At 61.5% G+C, this 25,211-nt stretch carries 23 protein-coding genes; 14 read left to right on the top strand and 9 right to left on the bottom strand.

Annotated elements, in window-relative coordinates; genetic code table 11:
• Positions 1-17: 17 nt before the first annotated feature.
• A complete protein-coding gene (locus MOP87_RS20815; protein ID WP_242809954.1) occupies positions 18-710 on the bottom strand; it encodes a GNAT family protein in 693 nt (230 codons plus the stop codon).
• A gap of 6 nt (positions 711-716) precedes the next feature.
• Complete coding sequence (locus MOP87_RS20810; RefSeq protein ID WP_027913334.1) at positions 717-1,163, bottom strand: GNAT family N-acetyltransferase; 447 nt, start codon at positions 1,161-1,163, stop codon at positions 717-719.
• Positions 1,164-1,287: 124 nt separating this feature from the next.
• Here MOP87_RS20810 and MOP87_RS20805 point away from each other — a divergent pair, with 124 nt between their 5' ends.
• Positions 1,288-2,817, top strand: coding sequence for a PLP-dependent aminotransferase family protein (locus MOP87_RS20805; protein ID WP_242809953.1), 1,530 nt, complete (start codon positions 1,288-1,290; stop codon positions 2,815-2,817).
• A gap of 49 nt (positions 2,818-2,866) precedes the next feature.
• On the opposite strand, the gene MOP87_RS20800 is transcribed toward MOP87_RS20805, so the two are convergent.
• The 4 genes from MOP87_RS20800 to aspA all read right to left on the bottom strand — a co-directional run bounded on the left by MOP87_RS20800 (position 2,867) and on the right by aspA (position 7,757).
• The gene (locus tag MOP87_RS20800) at positions 2,867-3,970 is read right to left on the bottom strand and encodes a polyamine ABC transporter substrate-binding protein (RefSeq protein WP_028686790.1); all 1,104 of its coding nucleotides are present in this window, start codon (positions 3,968-3,970) and stop codon (positions 2,867-2,869) included.
• A complete protein-coding gene (locus MOP87_RS20795) occupies positions 3,970-5,013 on the bottom strand; it encodes a histone deacetylase family protein (RefSeq protein ID WP_242809952.1) in 1,044 nt (347 codons plus the stop codon). Before MOP87_RS20795 ends, MOP87_RS20800 begins: the two co-directional genes overlap by 1 nt.
• A gap of 149 nt (positions 5,014-5,162) precedes the next feature.
• On the bottom strand, positions 5,163-6,155 hold the full coding sequence (locus MOP87_RS20790) for an AraC family transcriptional regulator (protein ID WP_028686789.1): 993 nt from the start codon (positions 6,153-6,155) through the stop codon (positions 5,163-5,165).
• Between the two features lie 177 nt (positions 6,156-6,332).
• Positions 6,333-7,757 carry an aspartate ammonia-lyase gene (aspA, locus tag MOP87_RS20785; RefSeq protein WP_023532531.1) on the bottom strand — a complete coding sequence of 475 codons (1,425 nt, stop codon included), beginning with the start codon at positions 7,755-7,757 and terminating at the stop codon, positions 6,333-6,335.
• Positions 7,758-7,939: 182 nt separating this feature from the next.
• On the opposite strand from aspA, the gene MOP87_RS20780 reads away from it, so the two are divergent.
• From MOP87_RS20780 to MOP87_RS20760, 5 genes are all read left to right on the top strand, one after another.
• The gene (locus MOP87_RS20780; RefSeq protein ID WP_027913339.1) at positions 7,940-8,857 is read left to right on the top strand and encodes a LysR substrate-binding domain-containing protein; all 918 of its coding nucleotides are present in this window, start codon (positions 7,940-7,942) and stop codon (positions 8,855-8,857) included.
• Positions 8,858-9,114: 257 nt separating this feature from the next.
• Entirely contained in the window at positions 9,115-9,606 is a 492-nt protein-coding gene (purE, locus tag MOP87_RS20775) for a 5-(carboxyamino)imidazole ribonucleotide mutase (RefSeq protein WP_023532690.1), read from the top strand.
• A gap of 10 nt (positions 9,607-9,616) precedes the next feature.
• Complete coding sequence (locus MOP87_RS20770; protein WP_049695281.1) at positions 9,617-10,699, top strand: 5-(carboxyamino)imidazole ribonucleotide synthase; 1,083 nt, start codon at positions 9,617-9,619, stop codon at positions 10,697-10,699.
• A 108-nt stretch (positions 10,700-10,807) separates the two neighbouring features.
• A complete protein-coding gene (locus tag MOP87_RS20765) occupies positions 10,808-11,053 on the top strand; it encodes a GlsB/YeaQ/YmgE family stress response membrane protein (RefSeq protein WP_023532347.1) in 246 nt (81 codons plus the stop codon).
• A 47-nt stretch (positions 11,054-11,100) separates the two neighbouring features.
• Complete coding sequence (locus tag MOP87_RS20760; protein WP_049695282.1) at positions 11,101-11,634, top strand: DUF3299 domain-containing protein; 534 nt, start codon at positions 11,101-11,103, stop codon at positions 11,632-11,634.
• A 15-nt stretch (positions 11,635-11,649) separates the two neighbouring features.
• Here MOP87_RS20760 and MOP87_RS20755 read toward each other — a convergent pair whose 3' ends face one another.
• Together MOP87_RS20755 and MOP87_RS20750 are read right to left on the bottom strand one after the other, a co-directional pair.
• Positions 11,650-12,555, bottom strand: a complete 906-nt coding sequence (locus tag MOP87_RS20755; protein ID WP_088522814.1) for a D-hexose-6-phosphate mutarotase — start codon at positions 12,553-12,555, stop codon at positions 11,650-11,652.
• A 70-nt stretch (positions 12,556-12,625) separates the two neighbouring features.
• Positions 12,626-13,024 (bottom strand): acyl-CoA thioesterase, encoded by a 399-nt coding sequence (locus tag MOP87_RS20750; RefSeq protein ID WP_003253317.1) that lies wholly within the window; start codon positions 13,022-13,024, stop codon positions 12,626-12,628.
• A gap of 352 nt (positions 13,025-13,376) precedes the next feature.
• Here MOP87_RS20750 and MOP87_RS20745 point away from each other — a divergent pair, with 352 nt between their 5' ends.
• From MOP87_RS20745 to MOP87_RS20710, 8 genes are all read left to right on the top strand, one after another.
• Positions 13,377-14,666 (top strand): MFS transporter, encoded by a 1,290-nt coding sequence (locus MOP87_RS20745; protein WP_023532734.1) that lies wholly within the window; start codon positions 13,377-13,379, stop codon positions 14,664-14,666.
• A gap of 158 nt (positions 14,667-14,824) precedes the next feature.
• The gene (locus tag MOP87_RS20740) at positions 14,825-15,823 is read left to right on the top strand and encodes a phosphate ABC transporter substrate-binding protein PstS (protein WP_088522815.1); all 999 of its coding nucleotides are present in this window, start codon (positions 14,825-14,827) and stop codon (positions 15,821-15,823) included.
• A gap of 137 nt (positions 15,824-15,960) precedes the next feature.
• Positions 15,961-18,249 carry an ABC transporter permease subunit gene (locus MOP87_RS20735; protein ID WP_242809951.1) on the top strand — a complete coding sequence of 763 codons (2,289 nt, stop codon included), beginning with the start codon at positions 15,961-15,963 and terminating at the stop codon, positions 18,247-18,249.
• 71 nt (positions 18,250-18,320) lie between these two features.
• Entirely contained in the window at positions 18,321-19,937 is a 1,617-nt protein-coding gene (gene pstA, locus MOP87_RS20730) for a phosphate ABC transporter permease PstA (protein WP_173645903.1), read from the top strand.
• A 104-nt stretch (positions 19,938-20,041) separates the two neighbouring features.
• Positions 20,042-20,875 (top strand): phosphate ABC transporter ATP-binding protein PstB, encoded by an 834-nt coding sequence (gene pstB / locus MOP87_RS20725; protein ID WP_027913346.1) that lies wholly within the window; start codon positions 20,042-20,044, stop codon positions 20,873-20,875.
• A gap of 106 nt (positions 20,876-20,981) precedes the next feature.
• Positions 20,982-21,752, top strand: a complete 771-nt coding sequence (gene phoU / locus MOP87_RS20720; RefSeq protein ID WP_027913347.1) for a phosphate signaling complex protein PhoU — start codon at positions 20,982-20,984, stop codon at positions 21,750-21,752.
• Positions 21,753-21,917: 165 nt separating this feature from the next.
• Positions 21,918-22,814 (top strand): response regulator, encoded by an 897-nt coding sequence (locus tag MOP87_RS20715; protein WP_242809950.1) that lies wholly within the window; start codon positions 21,918-21,920, stop codon positions 22,812-22,814.
• Positions 22,815-22,924: 110 nt separating this feature from the next.
• Positions 22,925-23,821, top strand: a complete 897-nt coding sequence (locus tag MOP87_RS20710) for a M23 family metallopeptidase (RefSeq protein WP_027913349.1) — start codon at positions 22,925-22,927, stop codon at positions 23,819-23,821.
• A 33-nt stretch (positions 23,822-23,854) separates the two neighbouring features.
• Here the strand turns inward: MOP87_RS20710 and MOP87_RS20705 are convergent, their stop codons facing one another.
• Entirely contained in the window at positions 23,855-25,195 is a 1,341-nt protein-coding gene (locus MOP87_RS20705) for a hemolysin family protein (protein ID WP_027913350.1), read from the bottom strand.
• Between the last annotated feature and the right edge of the window lie 16 nt (positions 25,196-25,211).

Genomic DNA, 25,211 nt, shown 5'->3' with positions numbered 1-25,211 from the left:
AATGCTCCCCTTTTTTATCAGGGTACGTTGCTACAAGGGCTTGCCAGGCGGCATGCCTCGAGCGTTCGCAACTGACCTGCCGGGCTTTGGTTCTCAGCGCTCAACCAGCGCTCGAAAGCGGCGGCCACCTGCGGCCACTCGTCATCGGTAATCGAATACCAGGCGGTATCCCGGTTGTGATCCTTAACCACCAGATGCTTTCGAAACACGCCTTCGAAAACGAAGCCCAATCGCTCAGCTGCGCGTCTGGAGCGAGCATTGGCGTTGTTGCACTTCCATTCGAGGCGTCGGTTACCGAGCGCAAAGCCAAGTCTTGCCAGCAGATACACCGCCTCGGTGCCCTTGGGCGTTCGCTGCATCGCGGCTCCGAAGGCAACGTGACCAATCTCGATGCGACCATGATCGGGCACGATCGACATCAAGCTGAGCAGCCCCTGCGCCTGGCCCGAGGTGCGATCGATGACGGTGAAGAACAGTGGGTCTGTACCCGCAGCGTTGGCTTGCAGCCAACGGTCGAACCCAGCGCGCTCGGCAAATGGGCCATAAGGCAGGTAGTCCCACAGCGCTGGATCGGCAGCCGCACCTTGCAGCACCTCCCATAGATCGTCGCCATGCCGTGCAGGCTCGAGTTTCTCCAGGCGAATGAAATGCCCATCGATAGGCTGCGCCGTGGGCGCGCTGGCCGGCTTCCAGTTCAATGCATCGCTCATGCTGGCCTAAACCCCTTTACGGAATTGAATGAACCCTGAGCGCTCGGCTACCCGCTCATACAGGTCGATGGCAGTGGAGTTGGTTTCATGGGTTAACCAGTGCACCTTGGTGCAGCCGTCCGCGCTCGCCGCCTGATAGACGTGCTGAATCAGTTGGCGGCCAATACCCAAGCCACGCTGCTCGCCAGCCACGTACAGGTCTTGCAGGTAGCAGGCATTCTCGATGCTCCAGTTGGAACGATGGTAGATGAAGTTGACCATGCCCACCGCTTTCTCATCCAGCCAGGCGAGCGCCGAGTGCGTGGGCTCGCGAGTATCGAGCAGACGCCCCCAGGTCGTGAGACTGACCGTCTCGGACAGTTCTGTCTTGTAGAACTGCAAGTAGGCCTGCCACAGGGCAAGCCAAGTGGCGTGGTCGTTGGCAGTTACCGGGCGTACGGTAATGTTCGTCATGGTCTATCCCTTGGCGGCTGGCACGTGTGCGCAGCCTGTTCGATTGCAGGTATAAGGGTGATGCTATGCACAAGATTGGCTCTCGGTAAGAGCCATTTACTCCGCTTTTGATAGAGCCAATGCCGTGAGCGAGTTGCATCACGATCTTTCCTTCGACCCTGCCGGGATCACGCTAGACCGCCGTCTGGGGCTCAGCCAGCAGTTGTATCAAGCCCTACGGGAACGCATGCTCGATGGTCGCCTGGGCAGCGGTACTCGGCTGCCTGCAACCCGGGAAATAGCCAGGATGTTGGGCATTTCGCGCAACAGCGTTGTCCAGGCCTACGAGCAGCTTCACGCGGAGGGTTTCATCGAGTCGCGGGTCGGTGATGGGACCTATGTAGGAACCTCGAGCAAACTGTCCACACACCTATCCACAGGCTTATACCCTGGGTTATCAACAAGTTTATCCACAAACTCTTCGTCTGATACTGAGGATTTATCCAGTTACAGCCGTGCTGATGCCGCCTTGCAACTGCTCGAAAAACATCATCTGGCACCCCCCAGAGGTGGCAAGCCACGAGCGTTTCGCGTCGGCCTGCCCGCGTTCGACCTATTTCCTTTCGACGTCTGGGCCAAGCTGCAAGCGGCTTTCTGGCGTAATCCGTCTCCAGCCAGGTTGAGCTATGGGGACCCGGCGGGTGAACCCGCCTTGCGTGAGCTGATCGCTACTTACATGCGCCGTTCGCGAGGGCTGAATTGTACAGCTGCACAAATTGTGATCACCCATGGCGCACAGGACGCTATCAGTCTTTGTTCACAGTTGCTGCTAGGCGCTGGCGATACCGTGGCTGTGGAAAACCCGGGCTATCGCGCCGCGGGCCATGCCTTTGCTTTGAGCGGAGCTGAGGTAAAGGGTATCGCCGTTGATGCACAGGGAATGGATTGCACCGAGCTCGAACGGCTGGAAAAATGTCGGCTGGCCTACGTGACTCCGGCTCACCAGTACCCGACAGGTGTCACCATGAGCCTGGCCCGACGCCTACAGCTGCTGGCTTGGGCCCGCCGTACCCAGGGCTGGATCATCGAAGACGATTACGACGGCGAGTACCGTTACAGCGGTGCGCCCCTGGCGCCCTTGGCTGCGCTGGACCAACATGGACGGGTCCTGTACGTCGGTACCTTCGGCAAGATCGCTTTCCCAGCCCTGCGCCTTGGTTATCTTGTGTTGCCGCCCGCATTGGCCAAACCCTTCAGCCAGGGCAGGGCGCTGGCCTCCCGGCATTCGGAAATCAGCAGTCAATGCGTGATGGCGGAGTTCATGGCGCGTGGGCATTTTCAGCGGCATATAAGGCGCATGCGCAAGGCCGCCCTTGCACGGCGCGACGCGATACTGGCCGGGTGGCCTACCGGCATCCTAGGCATGGGCGCCATGCCGGATATCGCAGCTGGCCTGCATGTCACACTGGCTGTGGATAACGTCAGCCGGGAAAGGGCGTTGGTGGCCCAGGCCGAAGCCGTTGGCGTGGAAGTGACGCCCTTGAGCCATTTTTGGCTGGATGACAGCACGTGCCCTGTGGATAAACGGGCAGGGCTGGTAGTGGGCTTTGCGGCAGTGCCTGAAAGGGAAATCGCCGAGGCCTTGCTGAAGCTACGCAAGGCCTGGCGGTCTTGAACGGCGCACCGTGAAGAGCGGCTGGGGCCACGACCCCAGCCGCAGGTGGTCATGATCCGGACTTGATGCGTGTCCATGCCCGTGTGCGTGCGCGCTCTGCATCGCGAGCCAGTGGCTTTAGCGTATACAGCTTGGTCATTGCATCGGCGGTTGGATACAAGTTGGGGTTGTTGCGAATCGCTGGGCTCACCTTGTCCGTAGCGTCTTTATTCGGGTTCGGATAGCCCACGAAGTCACTGATCGGCGCAATCACTTCAGGCCGGAGCAGGTAATTGATAAAGGCGTGAGCGTCCTGCGGATTGGCAGCATTTTTTGGAATTGCCAGCATGTCGAACCAGATCGGCGCCCCTTCCTTGGGCAGGCGCATGTCCACCACGACACCGTTGTTGGCCTCGCGGGCACGGTTGGCAGCCTGCGAGAAACTGCCGCTGTAGCCCACAGCGACGCAGATGTCACCGTTGGCCATGTCTGCCATGTACTTGGAGGAGTGGAAGTAGGTGACGGATGGGCGAATTTTCAGCAACAGGGCTTCGGCTTTCTTGTAGTCCTGCGGGTTTTCGCTGTTGGGCGGCAGGCCCAGGTATTGAAGGGCCAGCGGCATGATCTCGGAGGGTGAGTCGAGCAGGGCCACGCCACATTGCTTGAGCTTGGCGATGTTCTCTTCCTTGAAGATCAGGTCCCAACTGTCCACAGGTGCGTTTTCCCCCAACGCAGCCTTGACCTTGGCCGGGTTGAAGCCGATCAGTATGGTGCCGTACATGTACGGCACGGCAAAGCGGTTACCGGGGTCATTGGCTTCGATCAACTTCATCAGGGCCGGGTCCAGGTGCTGCCAGTTCGGCAGTTTGCTGCGATCGAGCGGCTGGAATACGCCGGCCTCGATCTGCTTGGCCAGAAACACGTTGGACGGCACCACCACATCGTAACCAGAGTTGCCGGTCAGCAACTTGGCTTCCAGCGCTTCATTGGTGTCGAAGATGTCATACACCAGCTTCACACCGCTGTCCTTCTGGAAGTCGGTCAGCGTCTGCGGGGTGATGTAGTCGAACCAGTTGTACACGCGCAGCGTGCGCTGTTCGGCCTGGGCGGGCAGGGTGCCTGCGCACAGTACCGCAGCGACGAGAGGGGCGAGTAGCTGTTTGATCGTGGCCATTATCGAGCTCCGGGTTGTGCGCGCTGGAAGCCTTCGAGCACGTTGACGGCGTTGATGCCGATTTCTTCCACGGCATAGCCACCTTCCATTACGAACAGGGTGGGCTTGCCGAGCTGCGCGATGCGCTTGCCCATCTCCAGGTAATCAGGGCTGTCGAGCTTGAACTGGGAGATCGGATCATCCTTGAACGTGTCCACCCCCAGCGACACCACCACTACCTCAGGCTCATACGCGGCGATGCGTTCGCAAGCGTCTTCCAGGGCTGCGCGCCAGGTCGACCATTCACTGCCCGCCGGTAGCGGATAATTCACATTGCAGCCCTCGCCGGCACCCGCCCCGGTTTCGTCGGCATAGCCCAGGAAGAAGGGGAATTCGTCCTGAGGATCACCATGGATGGAGGCGAAGAAAACATCGGCGCGGCTGTAGAAAATGTCTTGGGTACCATTGCCGTGGTGGTAGTCCACGTCGAGGATGGCAACCTTTGCCCGTCCTTGGTCGATGAAGGCCTGGGCAGCGATGGCTGCATTGTTCAGGTAGCAGTAGCCCCCCATGACGTCGCCTGCCGCGTGATGCCCCGGTGGACGACACAATGCGAACGCGGCGTGGGCACCCTGCTCGATGGCCGCTTGCGCCGTGAGCGCGACCTGGGCTGCGCTGTAGGCGGCCTGCCAGGTGCCTGCCGTGATCGGAGCACCTGCATCGAAGCTGTAGTAACCAAGCTCGCCGTGCAACCCTGTAGGCTTGACCGCCCGCAGCGTGCGAGCAGGCCAGGTATAGGGGAGCAGATCGCCCTCCTGGCCCATGGCCGCCCAGCGCGCCCAGGCGCCTTCGAAGAAGTCGAGATAATCGGCGCTGTGCACGCGCAGCAATGGCGTACGGCCAAAATCATCAGGGCCTTTGACCTCACCCAGCTCGCGTTTGCGGACTTGGGCCAGGACATGGTCGGCACGCGAAGGCATCTCGAAGCAAGGCATGAGCTTGCCATCGATCAGCTCGCAGCGGCCATGGTGCAGGCGGTGATCATCGGAATAGATCGTCAGCATTGTTGTTCTCCGGTGGGTACTGGCGTGCCTTCATTGTCACGAACGGGGCCGCTCAGCGAGAACATCTGAACCGGCCAAAAGGGGATAGATATGGCCAACGTCGAACACCTTCATCGTGTGAGGCAGCTACCCTAGGCCTACCAGCAGGCTTACCCGCGAAACCGAGTCGGCGCCACGCCACTCCAGCGCACAAAGGCGTGACGGAAACTGGCCGTCTCGCTGTACCCAAGCGTTTCGGCAATGCGGTGGATCGGCATGTGCCCGTCGGCGAGCAGTTCCTTGGCCCGTTCGAACTTCAACTCATCGAGCAATTGCTGATAGCTGCTGCCCAGCGCCTGCAGGTGACGGCGAAGTGTACGGGACGAGCAATTCATCTGCCGTGCCAGGCCCTCCAGGCCCGGCGCCGCTTCCAGTTGGTTGACAAGCAGTTGGCGAACGCGCCCCAACCATGCCTGCCGGCCGGTGAATTCTAGGTTCAGGCGTCGGCATCGCTCCTTCATGGCCTTGTGGGTGATCGGGTCGGCCAGAGGCAGTGGCGCGTTCAGCCAGTGCCGCTCGAAGGCGAAGGCGTTGTCAGGCGAGGCGAAGGTGATTGGGCACTGAAACAGGCGCCTGTAGCGCGCGTGGTAACCGGGGCGCAGGTGCTCGAAGCGCGCCCCGAGCAGCGGCAGATCATGGCCTAGCAAGTCGTCGCAGATGACCTTCAACGACACCAGGCAGAATTCGGCGTTGAAAGCGCTCAGCGCAGGACTATCCCGGTAATCGCTGGCGCTGAGCCAGACACGGTGGCCGTCGTCGAGCAGGCGCAAGGTGAAAACTGTTCCCAGCAGTGCCGGATACTGCAATGCCAGGCCCAGGGCGTCACCCAAAGTGGCACTGGACAGCAGCGCGTACCCCAGCATGCCGTAGGCAGACACGCGCATGCGCTGGCCCAACTCCAGGCCAATGTCCTCCCGGCGGGCCACGGCGTTGGCACAGACCTGCAGTTCCTGCTGGGTCGTGATGCGTGCATCGGCATGGCCAAGGTCCGCTGGGCCTATGCCGCTGCCGGCTAGCAGCTCCGAGGCCTCGCAGCCTTGGGCCTGAAAGACGTTGAGGATCAGCGAAACCGCGTTGAGGGTAGTCAGGTGGCTGTGCAGCATGCGGAGTGGTCCCGTGGGTCTGGGACGCATTATCGAGCAAGTTGTATGCCGAGTGTCGTCGATGGCTGCCAATCGGCACCGGGCGGGCAAAAAAAAGCCCGAAGCATACGCCCGGGCTTAGGAAAGGTTGAGAGGTGTCTAGTCCCTCGACCTGGTGAGACGGTTACAGCGTTCTGGTCAGGCCTTCAGCGGAACCAGACGCGGGGCGATCATGTTTTCCGGACGCAGGATGTCGTCGAGCATCGCGTCGTCCAGCAGCTTCTCTTCACGCACCAGTTCAAGCACACCGCGGCCGGTTTCCAGGGCAACGCGAGCGATACGGGTGGCGTTTTCGTAGCCGATGTAAGGGTTCAGGGCGGTGACCAGGCCGATCGAGTGCTCGACCAGTTCACGGCAGCGCTGTTCGTTGGCGGTGATGCCGACGATGCAATGCTCGCGCAGCATGTCCATGGCGCGTTGCAGCAGGCGAATCGAGTCGAAGATCTTGTAGGCGATCAACGGCTCCATCACGTTCAGCTGAAGCTGGCCGCCTTCGGCCGCGACGGTCAGGGCCAGGTCGTTGCCCATGATGGCAAAGGCCACTTGGTTTACGGCTTCCGGGATCACCGGGTTCACCTTGCCTGGCATGATCGAGCTGCCGGGCTGACGAGCCGGCAGGTTGATCTCGTTGATGCCGGTACGTGGGCCGCTGGACAGCAGGCGCAGGTCGTTGCAGATCTTCGACAACTTGACCGCGGTGCGTTTGAGCATGCCGGAGAACAGTACGAAGGCGCCCATGTCGGAGGTGGCTTCGATGAGGTCGGCAGCCGGTACCAGCGGCTGGCCACTGATGGTTGCCAGACGCTGTACAGCCAGGGCCTGGTAGCCCGGGTCGGCGTTGATGCCGGTACCGATCGCGGTGCCACCCAGGTTGATCTCGGTGAGCAGCTCAGGTGCCAGCGAGCGCAGACGCTGCAGGTCTTCGGTCATGGTGGTGGCGAAGGCGCGGAATTCCTGGCCCAGGGTCATCGGCACAGCATCCTGCAGCTGGGTGCGACCCATCTTCAGTACGTGGTCGAATTCCTTGCCTTTGGCGGCGAAGGCCTGGATCAGGCTCTCAAGGCTGGCCAGCAGGGCGTCGTGACCCAGCAGCAAGCCCAGGCGAATAGCAGTGGGGTAGGCGTCGTTGGTCGACTGCGCCATGTTCACATCGTTGTTGGGGTGCAGGTACTGGTACTCACCTTTCTGGTGACCCATGGCCTCCAACGCGACGTTGGCGATGACTTCGTTGGCGTTCATGTTGGTGGAGGTACCGGCACCCCCTTGGATCATGTCGACCACGAACTGCTCGTGGTAGTCGCCCTTGATCAGACGGGCGCAGGCTGCACTGATGGCAGCGTGCTTGGCATCGCTCAGGTGGCCCAGCTCACGGTTGGCGTCGGCAGCGGCCTGCTTGACCATGGCCAGGGCCACGACCAGCTTGGGGTAGTGCGACAGAGGAACGCCAGAGAGGTGGAAGTTGTTGGCAGCGCGCAGGGTCTGGATGCCGTAGTAGGCATCAGCAGGAACTTCAAGGGTGCCCAACAAATCTTTTTCGACGCGGAACGATGCAGCAGCGGACATGATAAATATCATCTCGAGTTTGACCCGGCACATGCCGGAATGGCGCCAATCCTAGGCCCTAAGGTGTTTTTGCGGCCAATGCTGTTGCACGCTAACCTATGCACAAACGGCATAGTGATAGATGTGACGCCGATTGATTTTCGAGCGTGTTCCATTTTGGTGCACGGCAGGGGAGCGGCCCGATGAACCTAGAAAGCAAATGGCTGGAGGACTTCAGTGCCCTGGCCTCGACCCGCAGTTTTTCCCAGGCGGCTGAGCGGCGCTTCGTCACACAGCCGGCCTTCAGCCGGCGGATTCGTAGCCTGGAGGCGGCCCTGGGCCTTACCCTGGTCAACCGATCCCGCACCCCCATCGAGCTGACAGAGGCGGGCCAGCTGTTTTTGGTAACGGCCCGCACGGTTGTCGACCAGCTGAGCGAAATTCTTCGCCATTTGCATCATCTTGAAGGTGGTCAGGGCGAAGTGATTCAAGTGGCAGCCGCGCACTCGCTCGCATCGGGCTTCTTCCCACGCTGGGTGGCCCAACTGCGCAACGATGGGCTGAACATCGCCACCCGGCTTGTTGCCACCAACGTCGGCGATGCAGTGCATGCCTTGAGGGAAGGCGGCTGCGACCTGATGCTAGCGTTCTACGACCCTGACGCAGCCTTGCAGATGGATGCCGAAATCTTTCCCTCGCTGCACATGGGCACCACCGAAATGCTGCCCGTTTGTGCCGTGGATGCAGAAGGCAAACCGTTGTTTACCCTGGAGGGTGAAACCAGCGTGCCATTATTGGCCTACAGTGCCGGTGCCTTCCTGGGTCGTTCGGTGAACTTGCTGCTGCGCCAGCGCAATCTGCGTTACACCACCGTCTATGAAACCGCCATGGCTGACAGCCTCAAGAGCATGGCCCTGGAGGGGATGGGGGTGGCATGGGTACCGCGCCTGTCCATGCGCGGCGAACTGGAGCGTGGAGAACTTGCGATCTGTGGTGGCAGCCAGTGGCACGTGCCGCTGGAAATTCGCCTGTACCGCTGCGCCTTGGTCCGCAAGGCCAACGTCCGTTTGCTGTGGCGCAAACTGGAGTCGACCGGCGTTCAGGGCGAGGCATCAATTTGAAGTGTATTTCAGATAATCCGCGATTCTTGTCGCTCTAGCCATAGCCGTTCGAGCGGGAAAACTTGTCCCGCGAGACAGCTTGCCCTTTGATCCGGCATGTGCTTATGGGGGTGGGCGCTCCCTCCATGAATACGCTACAATCCTGCGCCTTCGGCCGACCCGGTCGATTCATAATCCGTATGACGAGCCACGCCGGTCCACCTGCGTGGCTTGTTGCTTTTAGCGCGCCAGAAGGCGCTTGCAGGAGAGGCTCGACGATGAGTGCACTGGTTGGCGTGATCATGGGCTCCAAGTCCGATTGGTCCACCCTTAGCCACACCGCCGATATGCTGGAAAAACTCGGCATTCCTTACGAGGTGAAGGTGGTTTCCGCCCACCGTACGCCGGATCTGCTGTTCCAGTACGCCGAAGAGGCTGATGGCCGGGGCATCGAGGTGATCATCGCCGGTGCCGGTGGTGCAGCCCACTTGCCTGGCATGTGCGCGGCCAAGACCCACCTGCCGGTGCTGGGCGTGCCAGTGCAGTCGTCGATGCTTTCGGGCGTTGATTCGTTGCTGTCGATCGTACAGATGCCTGCCGGCGTGCCGGTTGCCACCCTGGCCATCGGCCGCGCGGGCGCAATCAATGCCGCGCTGTTGTCGGCCAGCATCCTTGGCGCCAAGCACCCTCAGTACCACGCGGCGTTGAAGCAGTTCCGCACGGAACAGACCGACACCGTGCTGGACAATCCAGATCCGCGTCAGGCTTGAGGTTCAACCCATGAAAATCGGTGTAATCGGTGGCGGCCAGTTGGGCCGCATGCTAGCACTGGCGGGTACTCCGCTGGGCATGAACTTCGCCTTCCTCGACCCGGCGCCCGATGCCTGTGCCGCCTCTCTGGGCGAGCACCTGCGCGCGGGCTATGGCGACCAGGAACACCTGCGTCAGCTGGCCGATCAGGTTGACCTGGTTACCTTCGAGTTCGAGAGCGTTCCGGCCGAGACCGTGGCGTTTCTTTCGCAGTTCGTGCCGGTGTACCCAAGTGCCGAGGCCCTGCGCATCGCCCGTGACCGCTTGTTCGAGAAAAGCATGTTCCGTGACCTGGGGATCCCCACCCCCGCGTTCGCCGACATCCTGTCCCAGGCAGACCTGGACGCCGCAGTGGCGAGCATCGGCCTGCCAGCGGTGCTCAAGACCCGCACCCTGGGCTATGACGGCAAGGGCCAGAAAGTCCTGCGCACCGCGCAAGACGTGGTCGGCACCTTTGCCGAACTGGGCAGCGTGCCGTGCCTGCTCGAAGGCTTCGTACCCTTTACCGGTGAAGTATCGCTGGTCGCGGTCCGGGCCCGCGATGGTGAAACGCGGTTCTATCCGCTGGTGCACAATACGCACGACAGCGGCATCCTGCACCTGTCGGTCGCCAGTCAGGCGCATCCGTTGCAAGCGCTGGCTGAAGACTACGTCGGTCGCGTGTTGCAACAACTCGATTATGTCGGGGTCATGGCGTTCGAATTCTTCGAGGTCGACGGTGGGCTCAAGGCCAATGAAATTGCACCGCGCGTGCACAACTCCGGGCACTGGACCATCGAAGGCGCCGAGTGCAGCCAGTTCGAAAACCACGTGCGTGCCATCGCCGGTTTGCCATTGGGTTCGACTGCCAAGGTCGGAGAGAGCGCCATGCTCAACTTCATCGGTGAAGTCCCCCCAGTGGAGCAGGTCGTGGCCATCGACGACTGCCACCTGCACCACTATGGCAAGGCGTTCAAGGCCGGACGCAAGGTTGGCCATGCCACATTGCGGTGCCAGGACATGGCCACACTCGAGCACAAGATTGCGCAAGTCCAGGCGCTGATCGGCAACTGATCGAGCGCCAATTCGAACTTCTGCATCCGGCTGGCCCTCTGAAGTGGCAACAAGCCAAAGCGCTGCCTAGGCTTTGGCTTGTTCCATCTTTACTGCAAGGGGATTGCCATGGGTATCATCGGAACCATCTTCATCGGCCTCATCGTCGGCCTGCTGGCTCGTTTCATCAAACCGGGCGACGACAGCATGGGCTGGATCATGACCATCCTGCTCGGTATCGCGGGCTCGCTGTTGGCCACCTATGGCGGTCAGGCGCTTGGTATCTACCAGGCAGGTCAGGCAGCCGGCTTCTTTGGCGCACTGGTAGGCGCCATCCTTCTTCTGGTGATCTACGGATTCATCAAGAAACGCTGAATACTGGTTAGAATGCCGGCAATTCATCCCGAGTTGCCGAGCATTCCATGCGTGCCTTCTTCATTGCCCTCCTGTTGTCGGCCAGCTCCCTGGCCCATGCCGAATTGCCCGAGACCGACTGGCTGGAACTGATGCCCAAGTCGGACCAGAAGGCGCTCGAGCAGATGCCCGAAATCGACCATAACTCTCCCGAAGCCATGGGCACCTTCACCGCCAAAGGTGGCTTGAAGCAGAGCAAGGGGCTGCCTGCGGTCATGTACTCGACGAAAACCGTGCCCGCCCTGAACGGCAAGAGCATTCGCCTGGGTGGCTACCCCGTGCCGCTTGAAAGCGATGCCAAGGGCCACAGCACCTTGTTCTTCCTGGTGCCATACCCAGGTGCATGCATCCACGTCCCGCCACCGCCACCCAACCAGCTGGTGTTGGTGCGCTATCCAAAAGGGCTGAAGATCGATGACATCTACACGCCGCTGTGGGTCAGCGGCACGCTGAAGGTGGAAAAGGTCAGCAACGACCTGGCCGACGCGGCCTATGCCTTGGACGCCGCGAAGGTGAGGGTAGTGGTGGACGCCGATCTTTGAGGCGTGTCCGAGTGGCTAGTCGCGCGGGGTCACTTCACAATCGATCCTGACCCCCAGCGAACTGCTGGCCCCGGGCTGCAACTGCACCACGTCGTCCCAGACGTTCGCCGTCTCGATGCACAGCATGCGTTGCCAGCCGTCATCGGCCATGTCCGGCAATTCCTTGGCCCGTGCGGTCCAGGGGTTCCAGATCACCGCCGAGCGGGATCCACTGCTGGTCAGGATGATCCGCCTGCCCCAGGCCGGGTCGACGATGCTCAGCGTTGGCGGCGTATCCAGATAGATCCGGTCCGTCTCGCCGGTAAACGCCAGCGCACCCTGCTGCAGGCGCTGTTGCCAGTCGGCCAGGGTTTCGATGTAAGCCAACCCCTCGACACCGTCGACCTTGGCCTGGCGCACATCACTGACGGCAAAATAATTGTGCAGGGCCTGGCTGATAGTGACCGGGCTATCGCCAAGGTTGCGGCTGGTCAGTTGCAGCGTCAACGCCTCGTCCAGCACGACCACCAGCTTCAGCGCCACGGTGTGCGGCCACCCGGGCAATCCACCTTGCGCTTCGGCCATTTCGAACTCGATCCGCAGGGTTTCGCCCACTTCCTCCAGGCTCAGCAATTGCCAGTCACGCGTGCGGACAAGGCCGTGGGCTGGCGCTTGTTCAGCGTGGTACATGGACTGGACGGTTTCAGGATTGCGCTGCAGGTCGCCAAACCATGGCCAGCACACAGGCGCCCCTGCCCGAACCGACTTCCCCTGGCGGAAAATGGCCTTGTCGCTCAACCACAGCAACGGCGGCTCGCCTGTGCGCTGGTAGCTGAGGACCTGTGCACCCTGGCGGGCGATCAGTAGTTCGGCGAAGCTGCTGCGGATACGCCAGCAGTGAAGCTCGCCATGTTGCTCGGTCGTTACCTGGAAGGTGGCCATTGCGTCATCTCATTGGTTGCCAGTGGGCCTTGGACCCGGGCGCAGGCAATGAGTTTACCGCCGGCAGGCCTCAGCGACGAGGGACGGAACGGGTGCGGCCGCTGCCATCGATTGCGACGAAGACGAAGACGGCTTCGGTCACCTTGCGCCATTCGCTGGACAGTGGATCGTCGCTCCATACCTCGACCATCATCTGGATGGAGCTGCGCCCGATCTCCAGCGTCTGGGTATAGAAGGACAACTGTGCGCCCACGGCCACCGGTACCAGAAACGCCATGCGATCTATCGCCACGGTAGCGACGCGGCCACCGGCAACACGGCTGGCCATGGCGGTACCTGCCAGGTCCATCTGGGCGACCAGCCAGCCGCCGAAGATATCGCCAAAGCCGTTTGTTTCGCGTGGCAGTGCGGTGATCTGCAAAGCAAGGTCACCCTGCGGAATTGGATCTTCTTGTTCGAGCTCAATCATGCGGTGGGGCCTCTGACCCGTGACGCTTTTCCTGGATGCGGCGCTTAGGCCGGTAAACGATTCAGCTGACAACATACTACGCCGATTCGTATGACGAGACGGCCGTGGGAAATGCTTCGAAACCGTCTGAGTATAGTGACCGGAGTTTTCGCACAATATCCCACGCTAGCAGGACACATTTCGTACGAAACGCCAGTATATAGAGCATCTACGCAAGCGACGACCATGCGTTCTTGCAGGTCGGTATGGATTGCGTGTCGCTTTCAGCCGCGTTCGGCAATTTGCTATCTTCGCCTTCGCCTTGAACAAGCCGCATCCCGTGTGGCCTTGCCCTATAAAGAGAATAACCGTGATGACTTCCGCGCCGAGCAGTATCGAGCAGGCCCCGCGGCCGCTGACCCGCAGTGACTACAAGACCCTTTCGCTGTCTGCGCTGGGCGGGGCGCTGGAGTTCTACGACTTCATCATCTTCGTGTTCTTCGCCACCGTGGTCGGCAAGCTGTTCTTCCCAGCCGACATGCCAGAGTGGCTGCGGTTGATGCAGACGTTCGGCATTTTTGCCGCAGGCTATCTGGCGCGGCCCCTGGGCGGCATCATCATGGCGCATTTCGGCGACCTGCTGGGCCGCAAGAAGATGTTCACCCTGAGCATCTTCATGATGGCCCTGCCCACCCTGATCATGGGCCTGCTGCCGACCTACGCGCAGATTGGCCTGTGGGCGCCGATCCTGTTGCTGTTGATGCGGGTGATCCAGGGGGCGGCCATCGGCGGGGAAGTGCCGGGCGCCTGGGTATTCGTCTCGGAGCACGTGCCGGCGCGCAATACCGGCTATGCCTGCGGCACGCTCACTGCCGGTTTGACGGCCGGTATCTTGCTGGGCTCGCTGGTCGCGACCTTGATCAACAGCGTCTACAGCGCCGAAGAAGTGGCCAGCTATGCCTGGCGAATTCCGTTTCTGCTGGGCGGTGTGTTCGGTCTGTTTTCGGTCTACCTGCGCCGTTGGCTGCATGAAACCCCGGTGTTCGCAGAAATGCAGCAACGCAAAGCCTTGGCCGAAGAGCTGCCGCTGCGGGCGGTGCTGCGCGATCATCGCGGGCCCATCGTGCTGTCCATGTTGCTGACCTGGATGCTGTCGGCAGGCATCGTGGTGGTGATCCTCATGACGCCAGCCTTGTTGCAGAGCATCTACCACATCAGCCCTACCGACTCGCTCAAGGCCAACAGCCTGGCCATCGTGCTGCTGAGCCTGGGTTGCATTGGCGCCGGTAGCCTGGCCGATCGCTTCGGCGCGGGCCGTGTGTTCGTGGTCGGCAGCCTGATGCTGTTGGTCAGTTCCTGGGCGTTTTACCACAGCTTGCCCACACGGCCCGAGCTGTTGTTCCCGTTGTATGCGGTGACCGGCCTGTGCGTGGGCGTGATTGGCGCAGTGCCCTACGTGATGGTCAAGGCATTTCCGGCTGCGGTGCGCTTCAGCGGCTTGTCGTTTTCCTACAACGTCGCCTATGCCATTTTTGGCGGCCTGACGCCGATGGCGGTAACCGGGCTTCTGAAGGTCAGCCCCATGGCGCCCGCTTACTATGTGGCTGTCCTGTGCATGGTCGGCTTTTCGGTAGGTCTGTACTTGCTCGCCAACAAGCGTTGAATCGCCTTGGCCACTGACACTTGCTCCCTGTAGCAGCGCTTCGACACGATGATGGCATTTCATCCAATTGTCACAATCAAGTCATATCGTGTTCATGCGCGCTGCAGATACTGGCCCCCGTTCCCTCTCTGCACCCCCATTCCAGCTAGGAGCAAGGCATGAAATTGAAGCGTTTGATGGCGGCCCTTACCTTTGCCGCCGCTGGCGTTGCAACCGCCAACGCAGTGGCCGCTGTCGATCCTGCTATCCCGACCTACACCAAGACCACGGGTGTTTCGGGCAACCTCTCCAGCGTCGGCTCCGATACCCTCGCGAACCTGATGACCCTGTGGGCCGAGGCCTACAAAAAGGAATACCCGAACGTCAACATCCAGATCCAGGCAGCGGGTTCGTCCACTGCGCCACCGGCGCTGACCGAAGGCACCGCCAACCTCGGCCCCATGAGCCGCAAGATGAAGGACGTCGAATTGCAGGCGTTTGAGCAGAAGTATGGCTACAAACCGACCGCCATTCCGGTTGCGGTCGACGCCCTGGCGGTGTTCGTGCACAAGGACAACCCGATCAAGGGTCTGACCATGGCCCAGGTCGATGCTATTTTCTCTTCGACCCGCCTGTGTGGTGGCAAGGCCGAGATCAAGACCTGGGGCGATGCCGGAGTAACCGGCGACCTTGCCAACAAGCCGATTCAGCTGTTCGGCCGTAACTCGGTGTCCGGCACGTATGGTTACTTCAAGGAAGAAGCCCTGTGCAAAGGTGACTTCAAGCCCAACGTCAACGAGCAACCTGGTTCCGCCTCGGTGGTGCAGTCCATCAGCTCGTCGCTCAACGGTATCGGCTACTCGGGTATCGGCTACAAGACGGCCAGCGTCAGGACCGTGCCGCTGGCCAAGAAGGAGGGCGGCGAGTTCGTCGAGGACAACGAGACCAACGCCCTGAACGGCAGCTACCCGCTCTCGCGCTTCCTGTACGTTTACGTCAACAAGGCGCCGAACAAGCCGCTGGCCCCGCTGGAGGCCGAGTTCGTGAAGCTGGTACTGTCGCAGGCCGGCCAGCAGGTGGTCGTCAAGGATGGCTACATCCCGCTGCCTGCCAAAGTCGTCGACAAGACCCTGGCCGACCTGGGCCTGTCCCACGCCGGCAACGTCGCCAAGCAGTAATCGAACCCTGCAGGGGCAAGCCGTTGGGCTAGCCTCTTCAGCACTCCCAGCCCGGGGCCAGCCTTACTGTGCTTCGGGCTTTCGTGCGTCACTGCATTGTCATGTTTTTGTCATACGGGACCGCTAGGGTGTGCCCCATGAATGATCTGGCCAACTCCACAATGACCCAAGATTCCCAGCCTGCACGCATCGATTTCAACACGCCGGAGTTGCAGCGCAAGCGACGCCTGCGTGCGCTCAAGGACCGCCTGACGCGCTGGTATGTGCTGGTGGGCGGGCTGGCTGTGCTGGCCGCGATCACCTTGATCTTCTTTTACCTGGCGTATGTGGTCCTTCCGTTGTTCCAGGGCGCGGAACTGACCAGCAGGCAGGCATTGCAACCTGCCTGGCTCAAAGAGAAGGCGGGCAAGCCGTTGATGATCGCCCTCGAGGAGCAGAACCTGGTTGGCATGCGGGTTTCGGACCAGGGCCAGGTGCTGTTCTTCGACACCAAGACCGGCGAAGCGCTCGAGCGCGTCGACCTGCCCATCCCTGCCGGCGTACAGGTCTCTTCGATCGGTACCGACCAGCCAGGCAGCTCGATGGTGATGCTGGGGTTGTCCAATGGCCAGGCGTTGGTGTTCACCCATACCTACAAGATCACCTACCCCGACAACAAAAAAACCATTACGCCGACCATCGACTACCCCTATGGCAAACAGCCTTTCGTGCTGGATGAACAGGCGCGGGTGCTGGAGCACGTCAGCGCCAGCGTCAATGGCGACACGCTGTTGCTGGCTGGCTCCACGGGGGCGCACCTGCAGGTCATCGCGTTGACGCGCAGCGAAAACATGATGACCGCCGAAGTCACGACCGAGCAGACCCGCATCGAGCTGCCGCAAATGACCGAAATGGTAAAGAACATCTTCATCGATCCGCGCCAGCAGTGGCTGTACGTGATCAATGGTCGCGCCACTGCCGACGTGTTCAGCCTGCGCGACAAGAGCCTCAACGGGCGCTACACCCTGGCGCAGAGCGCTGATACCGAAGTGACGGCCACTGCGCAGCTGGTAGGCGGCATTTCACTGATCATCGGTGACTCACACGGTGGGCTGGCCCAGTGGTTCATGGCCCGTGACCCGGACGGGGAATCCCGTTTCAAGCAGATTCGTACCTTCCAGCTGGGCACGTCGCCCATCGTGCAGATTGACGCCGAAGAGCGCCGCAAGGGCTTCATCGCCCTGGACGCAGAAGGCAAGCTGGGTGTTTTCCACAGCACGGCGCACCGCACCCTCTTGGTCGAGTCCGTGGCCCAGGGCCCAGGTATCCTTGCCCTGTCACCGCGCGCCAACCGGATCATGATCGAAGAGCCCGGCAGGTTGCTGCCATTGAAGCTGCACAACCCCCATCCGGAAGTGTCTTTCAGCGCGCTGTGGGGCAAGGTGTGGTACGAGAATTACGACGCGCCCAAGTACGTGTGGCAGTCGACCGCGTCCAATACCGATTTCGAGCCCAAGCTGAGCCTTTCGCCGCTGACCTTCGGTACGCTCAAGGCTGCCTTCTACGCCATGATCCTTGCCGCGCCGCTGGCCATTGCCGCCGCGATCTACACGGCCTACTTCATGGCCCCTGGCATGCGCCGCAAGGTCAAGCCGGTGATCGAACTGATGGAGGCGATGCCCACGGTCATCCTGGGGTTCTTCGCGGGGCTGTTTTTGGCGCCGTACCTGGAAGGCCACCTGCCAGGGGTCTTCAGCCTGTTCCTGCTCATGCCGGTCGGCATCCTGCTGGCAGGGTTCACCTGGAGCCGGCTGCCTGAATCCATTCGCCTGCGGGTACCGGATGGCTGGGAGGCGGCCATTCTTATCCCGGTCATTCTACTCACCGGCTGGTTTGCCCTTGGCATGAGCCCGTACCTTGAAAGCTGGCTCTTTGGCGGCGACATGCGCCTGTGGATCACCAATGACCTGGGTATCACCTATGACCAACGCAATGCACTGGTGGTCGGGATCGCGATGGGTTTTGCCGTCATTCCCAACATTTACTCGATTGCCGAGGACGCCGTCTTCAGCGTGCCGCGCAGCCTGACGCTGGGCTCCCTGGCACTGGGTGCAACGCCTTGGCAGACCCTCACCCGGGTAGTGATCCTGACCGCCAGCCCCGGCATTTTCTCGGCGCTGATGATCGGCATGGGCCGGGCTGTCGGTGAAACCATGATCGTGCTGATGGCCACCGGTAACACACCGGTGATGGAGATGAACCTGTTCGAAGGCATGCGCACGCTGGCTGCCAACGTAGCGGTGGAAATGCCGGAATCCGAAGTCGGGGGCAGTCACTACCGGGTGCTGTTCCTCGCCGCGTTGGTGCTGCTGATGTTCACCTTCGTCATGAACACCTTGGCCGAGCTGATTCGCCAGCGTCTGCGCAAGAAATACTCGTCGCTTTGATAGAAAGGTAGCGATCCGTGAAAAAGGATTCCCTCAAAGGCTGGTTCAAGAGCGGTGCCCCCGGTGTATGGATGAGTGGCGGCGCGGTGGCCATGGCGGTGATCATGACCGTTGGCCTGCTGGCAGTGATCGCCGTACGCGGCCTGGGGCATTTCTGGCCGGCCGATTTGATCCAGGCCACCTACGCCGTGCCGGGCCAGGCCCAGCAGACGGTCATCGGTGAAGTGGTACAGCAGGAAGAAGTGCCGCGTGCGCGCCTCAAGGGCGCCGGTTTGCCCGTGCCCGACCAGGGCCCGGAGTTCATGACACGCGAATTGATCAAGGTCGGAAACCGGGACCTCAATGGCAGCGACTTCACTTGGGTCGTGGGCGACTGGCTTGTCGATCAGCAGCGCCCCGAACAGCTGATGGCCCTGGAACGCCGCGAGTGGGGCAACTTCTATGGCTATCTGGTGAGCGTCAAGGAACAAGGCCGAGTGGTGGCGCAAGGGGCTGCGGCCTGGGGTGAGCTGCAAGCGCGCCTGGCCCGGGCCAGCGAGCTCAACAAGACGCTGCAAGCGCTGGAGAAGAAAGACATCGGTGCCATCAACCATGGCCTGGAGCGGTTGCGCCTGCAGGCGCGCAAACTCGAGCTCGAAGGCAAGCTGGACGCAGCGGCCCAGGCTGACATCGAGGCTGACCGCGCCGAGCTCAACAGCCGCTACAAAGCCATCGAAGATCGCCTGACCACGCTTCATCGGGATTTTGCCCGCGACACACTGGTGGCGCGCGATGGCAATGGCCGTGAAGTCGAGATCAACCTCAGCAAGGTGGTCCATGCCATCCAGCCCAACGGCATGTCGACCCTGGCCAAGCTGGGGGTGTACTTCGCCAAGGTGTGGGAGTTTCTCAGCGACGACCCGCGTGAGGCCAACACGGAGGGCGGTATCTTCCCGGCCATCTTCGGCACGGTGATGATGACCCTGATCATGGCCGTGATCGTCACGCCCTTTGGCGTGCTGGCAGCGGTCTATCTGCGCGAGTATGCCCGGCAGGGGCCGGTGACACGCCTGATCCGCATCGCCGTCAACAACCTTGCCGGTGTACCGGCCATCGTCTACGGCGTTTTCGGCCTGGGCTTCTTCGTGTACGTGCTGGGCGGCTCGATCGATCGCCTGTTCTTCGCCGAAGCCTTGCCGGCGCCCACCCTGGGCACGCCGGGCCTGTTGTGGGCGTCACTGACACTGGCATTGTTGGCCGTGCCGGTGGTGATCGTGGCCACCGAGGAAGGGCTGGCGCGCATTCCGCGCACCCTGCGCGAGGGTTCGTTGGCCTTGGGTGCCACCAAGGCCGAAACGCTGTGGAAGATCGTTCTGCCCATGGCCAGCCCGGCCATGATGACCGGCATGATCCTGGCCGTTGCTCGCGCCGCGGGTGAAGTCGCACCGCTGATGCTGGTGGGCGTGGTCAAGCTGGCGCCGTCGCTGCCGGTGGATGGCAATTACCCCTACCTGCACCTGGATCAGAAGATCATGCACCTGGGCTTTCATATCTACGATGTGGGCTTCCAGAGCCCGAACGTGGAAGCGGCGCGGCCACTGGTGTACGCCACGGCACTGCTGCTTGTGATGGTCATCGCGACACTGAACCTGTCGGCCGTGTGGATCCGTAACCACCTTCGTGAGAAATACAAGGCGCTCGACAGCTGAGCCAGGCGTCGAACGTTCAAGCGGCGTCGCCGACGCGAGGCGTCCGCTTCGTCCCAACGTGCTACTGGCGGCCATACGCCGGCAGCTCCCAATGGAGTGAGACCATGCAGCAACAACCGCCTAACCACGGCATCGACATGTCCGCCCTGGGCCGCAGCAAACAGGGCCTGCGCCTGGCCGAGGAAACGGTTGCCATCGAAGTGCCTGGGCTGAGCCTGTTCTACGGTGACAAGCAGGCCCTGTTCGATGTCAGCATGAATATTCCCAAGCAGCGCGTGACGGCGTTCATTGGCCCGTCCGGCTGCGGCAAGTCCACCTTGCTGCGCACCTTCAACCGCATGAACGACCTGGTAGACGGCTGCCGTGTGCAAGGCGCCGTCAACCTGTACGGCCATGACATCTACCGCAAGGGCGAGGACGTAGCCGAGCTGCGTCGCCGCGTGGGCATGGTGTTCCAGAAACCCAACCCCTTCCCCAAGACCATCTACGAGAACGTGGTCTATGGCCTGCGGATTCAAGGCATCAATAAAAGGCGGGTCCTGGACGAGGCCGTAGAGTGGGCCCTCAAGGGCGCGGCACTGTGGGACGAAGTCAAGGACCGTCTGCACGAGTCGGCGCTGGGTCTGTCCGGTGGGCAGCAGCAGCGCCTGGTCATCGCACGCACCATCGCGGTAGAGCCCGAGGTCCTGTTGCTGGACGAGCCTTGCTCGGCGCTGGACCCGATTTCCACGCTCAAGGTCGAAGAGCTCATCTACGAGTTGAAAACCAAGTTCACCATCGTCATCGTGACCCACAACATGCAGCAGGCGGCCCGGGTATCGGATTACACCGCCTTCATGTACATGGGCAAACTGGTGGAATTCGGCGACACCGATACCCTGTTCACCAACCCCGCCAAGAAGCAGACCGAAGACTACATCACTGGCCGATACGGCTGAAGAAGCACCGCGCACTGCTGCTCGCCGGGTGGAGGCACTCGGCGCAGGCAGGGGCACGCCTCGAACGACTTGAAGCTCGCAGCCAGCAGCTTCGCGGAGCCACAGCATGATCAACAAAGAAAGCCTGACGCATCATATTTCCCAGCAGTTCAACGCCGAGCTCGAAGAGGTTCGCAGTCACCTGCTGGCCATGGGCGGGCTGGTCGAGAAACAGGTCAACGATGCGGTCACTGCGCTGATCGAGGCCGATTCCGGCCTGGCTCAGCAGGTGCGCGAGGTCGACGAGCAGATCAACCAGATGGAGCGCAACATCGACGAGGAATGCCTGCGCATTCTGGCGCGTCGCCAGCCGGCGGCATCGGACTTGCGCCTGATCATCAGCATCTCCAAATCGGTGATCGACCTTGAGCGTATCGGTGACGAATCGACCAAGATCGCCCGGCGGGCCATCCAGCTCTGCGAGGAGGGTGAATCCCCGCGGGGCTATGTAGAAGTTCGGCACATCGGCGATCAGGTGCGCAACATGGTGCGCGACGCACTCGACGCCTTCGCCCGCTTCGATGCCGACCTGGCCTTGTCGGTGGCTCAATACGACAAGACCATCGACCGTGAATACAAGACAGCCTTGCGCGAGCTGGTGACCTACATGATGGAAGATCCCCGCTCGATCTCCCGTGTGCTGAGTGTCATCTGGGTCCTGCGCTCGCTGGAGCGCATCGGCGACCATGCACGCAACATCTCCGAACTGGTGATCTACCTGGTGCGCGGCACCGATGTACGCCACATGGGCCTCAAGCGCATGACCGCGGAGGTGCAGGGTCGAGCCAGTGTCGATGGTGAAATACCTAATGTTCCAGCCGAAGCGGACGATAAATAAAGTTCTCTCCGAGCATCGGCGCCCGGCTTGTGCCGGGCGTTTTCGTTAGTCCGCCTGGAGGTGCCAGAGACCATCGACCGGCTGTAGATGACCCGGCGTAACACACAGGTGGTAGCAAGTGGCCAGCAAATGGCAGTAGGCTAGTCGGGTTCAGAAGGAGTATCGATGAGTAAAGTGAATGTGCTGGTGGTGGATGACGCGCCATTTATCCGTGACCTGATCCGTAAGTGCCTGCGCAACGCGTTTCCTGGCATGACCGTGGAGGATGCCGTCAACGGTCGCAAGGCCATGGCCCTGTTGAGCAAGGAAGCGTTCGACCTGGTGCTGTGCGACTGGGAAATGCCGGAAATGTCGGGCTTGGAGCTGCTCACCTGGTGCCGTCAGCAACCTGAGCTGAAAGGCCTTCAGTTCATCATGGTGACCAGCCGTGGCGACAAGGAAAATGTCATCCAGGCGATTCAGGCCGGCGTGTCGGATTTCGTCGGCAAGCCGTTCACCAACGAGCAGTTGCTGACCAAGGTAAAGAAGGCCTTGGCCAAGATCGGCAAGCTCGACAGCCTCATGAGCCCAGGGCCTGCGCGGGCCAATGCCGCGTTCGCCAATGACTCGCTCAACGCCCTGACGGCTGGGCGGCCCGAAGCCGTCAAGGTGGCTGCGCCAGCACCTGTTCCTGCCAAGGTGGCCGCCACCCCTGGCAAACCCAGCGCAGCGACACCCGCACCCAGCGGTCGCGGCCAGGGCCAGCTGCGTTTGGCGAGCGGCATGCAGGCCTGCGTGATCAAGGCGTTGAGCCTGAAGGAAGCCCTGCTGGTCGTGCGGCGCAGTGAGACACTGCCGCAGGTACTCGAAGGCGCTGTGCTGAACCTGGAGCAGGGCGAAAACGCAGAGGTGGCGCGTTTGAACGGTTATCTGCACGCGGTGGCGGCCTTCGAGCCCAAGCCGGACAGCGACTGGCTGCAATTGACGTTCAAGTTCGTCGATCAAGACGCCCAGAAGCTGGATTACCTGTCCCGCCTGATCGCCCGCGGCACTGCCCAGAAGCATTTCACGCCAGGGGCCTGACGGGCCGCCGCAACAGCGAGCTGGCCAGCAGCATCCGACCAACTGTCATGGTGAACAGGGTGCCTGCTGCTAGGCTTGGACAGGTCCTCCACTGTCAAAAAGCCATCATCATGCATCTGCGCTTTCTGCTGCTGTGTACGTTAACCCTGGTCAGCGCCTCTAGCCTGGGGGTGACACTGCACCCCGTCACCGACGAAACGGGCAGGGTTTCCTATGCGCAGCGACCCGGCCCGGGCATCAAGCCCACGGTCGTGGATGAGTCCACCGTGGAAATCAACGAACACGACGTGCGCCTCAACGCGATCGTGTTTCAGGGCGGTGTGAGCTTCTCGGCCCGCAACGAATTGCCAGTCGCGGTGCAGGTGGAACTGCGCCTGGATAATCTGGTGAATGCGCAGGGTGGCGATGCGCCGCGAACCGTGCGGCGTCTGTTGCCGCCGCGATCGACGCAAGTACTCAGCATCGTCCGGGGACAGCCAGGCAAGTTGCTCAACTACCGTTCGACGCTGCTGCAGGCCATGGGCGACCCCGGCAAGCGCCCGCAAGGTTATCGTTATGCGTTTCCATGGGTGGGTGGGCCGTTTCGGGTGACCCAGGGGCCCAATGGCAGGTTCAGCCACTTCGGGCCCAAAGGGCGCTATGCAATGGACATCGCCATGCCCGAAGGCACGACCATTGTGGCGGCACGCGAAGGGGTGGTGGTGAGCACGCGTAGCGAGCAGAGCGGGCGAGGGGACAATCCCTCGGGCAACTTTGTCCGCATCCTGCACCCTGACGGCACCATGGGGGTGTACCTGCACTTGATGAGGGGGTCGATCGTGGTCGCGTCTGGGCAGCGTGTGCGCCAAGGGCAGGTGCTGGCCAGGTCGGGCAACACGGGTAACAGCACCGGGCCCCATCTGCACTTCGTGGTTCAGCGCAACGTGGGGCTGGCGCTCGAGTCGATTCCCTATCGGTTCGACCGGCCGATCAGTGGGCTGCCCGACTACACCGCAGGCAACCCCTGATCAGGGCTGGACCGAGCCAGGGGTTTTATAAGCTCAGTCCAGCTTGAGCACTTTGGCCAGCACGATCTTGGGGCCTTTCATCTTCTTGACGATGATGCGCAGCCCTTCGACCTCGAGCACTTCTTCTTCTTCCGGTACGCGCTTGAGCGTTTCGTAGACCAGGCCGGCCAGTGTTTCTGCCTCGATATGGTCCAGGTCCACGCCCAGCAAGCGTTCGACCTTGAACAGCGGGGTATCGCCGCGCACCAACAGCTTTCCTGGCTGATAGGCCAGGATGCCGCGCTCGGTCTTGCGGTGTTCGTCCTGGATGTCGCCCACCAGCACTTCCAGCACATCCTCCATGGTCAGGTAACCGATGACCTTGCCATCGGCCTCCTCGACCAGCACGAAATGCGCACCGCCCTTGCGGAACTGCTCGAGCAACTGGGACAGCGGCATGTGCCTGGAAACGCGCTCCAGGGGACGAGCCAGGTCTTCCAGGTCAATGGTTTCTGGCAGGTGCTCGAGTTCGGCGAGTTCGAGCAGCAGGTCCTTGATGTGCAGCAGGCCCGTGAACTCCTCACGCTCGGTGTCGTACACCGGGTAGCGGCTGAACTTGTGACGACGGATCAGGGCCAGTATCTGCTTGAGCGGGGCATGGGCATCAATGATGACCATGTCTTCGCGAGAGTTGGCCCAGTCCACCACCTCCAGTTCACCCATTTCCACGGCGGATGCCAGCACGCGCATGCCTTGATCGCTTGGGTCCTGGCCACGGCTGGAGTGCAGGATCAGCTTGAGCTCTTCCCGGCTGTAATGATGCTCGTGGTGCGGGCCGGGTTCGCCCTGGCCGGCAATGCGCAGGATGGTGTTGGCGCTGGCATTGAGCAGGTAGATGGCCGGGTACATCAACCAGTAGAACAGGTACAGCGGTACTGCGGTCCACAGCGACAACAGTTCCGGCTTGCGAATGGCCCACGATTTGGGCGCCAGCTCACCGACCACGATGTGCAGGTAGGAGATCACGAAGAAGGCGACGAAGAACGAGACGGCCTTGATCAGCTCGGGGGTATCGACGCCAAAGTAGGCCAGCAGCGGTTCGAGCAAGTGCGCGAAGGCCGGCTCGCCCACCCAGCCCAGCCCTAGCGAAGCCAGGGTGATGCCGAGCTGGCATGCCGAGAGGTAGGCATCGAGCTGGTTGTGAACCTTGCGCAGAATGCTGCCGCGCCAGCCGTGCTGCTCGGCGATGGCGTCCACGCGGGTTGCGCGCAGCTTGACCATGGCGAACTCGGCGGCGACGAAGAAGCCGTTGAGCAGCACCAGGACCAAAGCAAAAATGATCATGCCGAAATCGGCGAACAGGGAGGTGAAGCTGATACCAGGGGAAGGGTCCATGATGGAGTTTTTACGG

The organism is Pseudomonas sp. I3-I5 (assembly GCF_022699445.1).
GTDB lineage: Bacteria > Pseudomonadota > Gammaproteobacteria > Pseudomonadales > Pseudomonadaceae > Aquipseudomonas > Aquipseudomonas fulva.
The sequence above is the reverse complement of the archived record's forward strand: the minus strand, read 5'-3'. Positions and strand labels throughout refer to the sequence as shown.

Bases quoted from the DNA above. Each gene is read 5' to 3' on its own strand.
- MOP87_RS20715 (WP_242809950.1), top strand. From the start codon at position 21,918: ATGAGTAAAGTGAATGTGCTGGTGGTGGATGACGCGCCATTTATCCGT.
- MOP87_RS20755 (WP_088522814.1), bottom strand. From the start codon at position 12,555: ATGGCCACCTTCCAGGTAACGACCGAGCAACATGGCGAGCTTCACTGC.
- MOP87_RS20735 (WP_242809951.1), top strand. From the start codon at position 15,961: ATGAATGATCTGGCCAACTCCACAATGACCCAAGATTCCCAGCCTGCA.
- MOP87_RS20705 (WP_027913350.1), bottom strand. From the start codon at position 25,195: ATGGACCCTTCCCCTGGTATCAGCTTCACCTCCCTGTTCGCCGATTTC.
- purE (WP_023532690.1), top strand. From the start codon at position 9,115: ATGAGTGCACTGGTTGGCGTGATCATGGGCTCCAAGTCCGATTGGTCC.
- MOP87_RS20770 (WP_049695281.1), top strand. From the start codon at position 9,617: ATGAAAATCGGTGTAATCGGTGGCGGCCAGTTGGGCCGCATGCTAGCA.
- MOP87_RS20810 (WP_027913334.1), bottom strand. From the start codon at position 1,163: ATGACGAACATTACCGTACGCCCGGTAACTGCCAACGACCACGCCACT.
- MOP87_RS20765 (WP_023532347.1), top strand. From the start codon at position 10,808: ATGGGTATCATCGGAACCATCTTCATCGGCCTCATCGTCGGCCTGCTG.
- MOP87_RS20780 (WP_027913339.1), top strand. From the start codon at position 7,940: ATGAACCTAGAAAGCAAATGGCTGGAGGACTTCAGTGCCCTGGCCTCG.
- MOP87_RS20710 (WP_027913349.1), top strand. From the start codon at position 22,925: ATGCATCTGCGCTTTCTGCTGCTGTGTACGTTAACCCTGGTCAGCGCC.
- pstB (WP_027913346.1), top strand. From the start codon at position 20,042: ATGCAGCAACAACCGCCTAACCACGGCATCGACATGTCCGCCCTGGGC.
- phoU (WP_027913347.1), top strand. From the start codon at position 20,982: ATGATCAACAAAGAAAGCCTGACGCATCATATTTCCCAGCAGTTCAAC.
- MOP87_RS20815 (WP_242809954.1), bottom strand. From the start codon at position 710: ATGAGCGATGCATTGAACTGGAAGCCGGCCAGCGCGCCCACGGCGCAG.
- pstA (WP_173645903.1), top strand. From the start codon at position 18,321: ATGAGTGGCGGCGCGGTGGCCATGGCGGTGATCATGACCGTTGGCCTG.
- MOP87_RS20740 (WP_088522815.1), top strand. From the start codon at position 14,825: ATGAAATTGAAGCGTTTGATGGCGGCCCTTACCTTTGCCGCCGCTGGC.
- MOP87_RS20795 (WP_242809952.1), bottom strand. From the start codon at position 5,013: ATGCTGACGATCTATTCCGATGATCACCGCCTGCACCATGGCCGCTGC.
- MOP87_RS20760 (WP_049695282.1), top strand. From the start codon at position 11,101: ATGCGTGCCTTCTTCATTGCCCTCCTGTTGTCGGCCAGCTCCCTGGCC.
- MOP87_RS20745 (WP_023532734.1), top strand. From the start codon at position 13,377: ATGACTTCCGCGCCGAGCAGTATCGAGCAGGCCCCGCGGCCGCTGACC.
- aspA (WP_023532531.1), bottom strand. From the start codon at position 7,757: ATGTCCGCTGCTGCATCGTTCCGCGTCGAAAAAGATTTGTTGGGCACC.
- MOP87_RS20750 (WP_003253317.1), bottom strand. From the start codon at position 13,024: ATGATTGAGCTCGAACAAGAAGATCCAATTCCGCAGGGTGACCTTGCT.
- MOP87_RS20790 (WP_028686789.1), bottom strand. From the start codon at position 6,155: ATGCTGCACAGCCACCTGACTACCCTCAACGCGGTTTCGCTGATCCTC.
- MOP87_RS20800 (WP_028686790.1), bottom strand. From the start codon at position 3,970: ATGGCCACGATCAAACAGCTACTCGCCCCTCTCGTCGCTGCGGTACTG.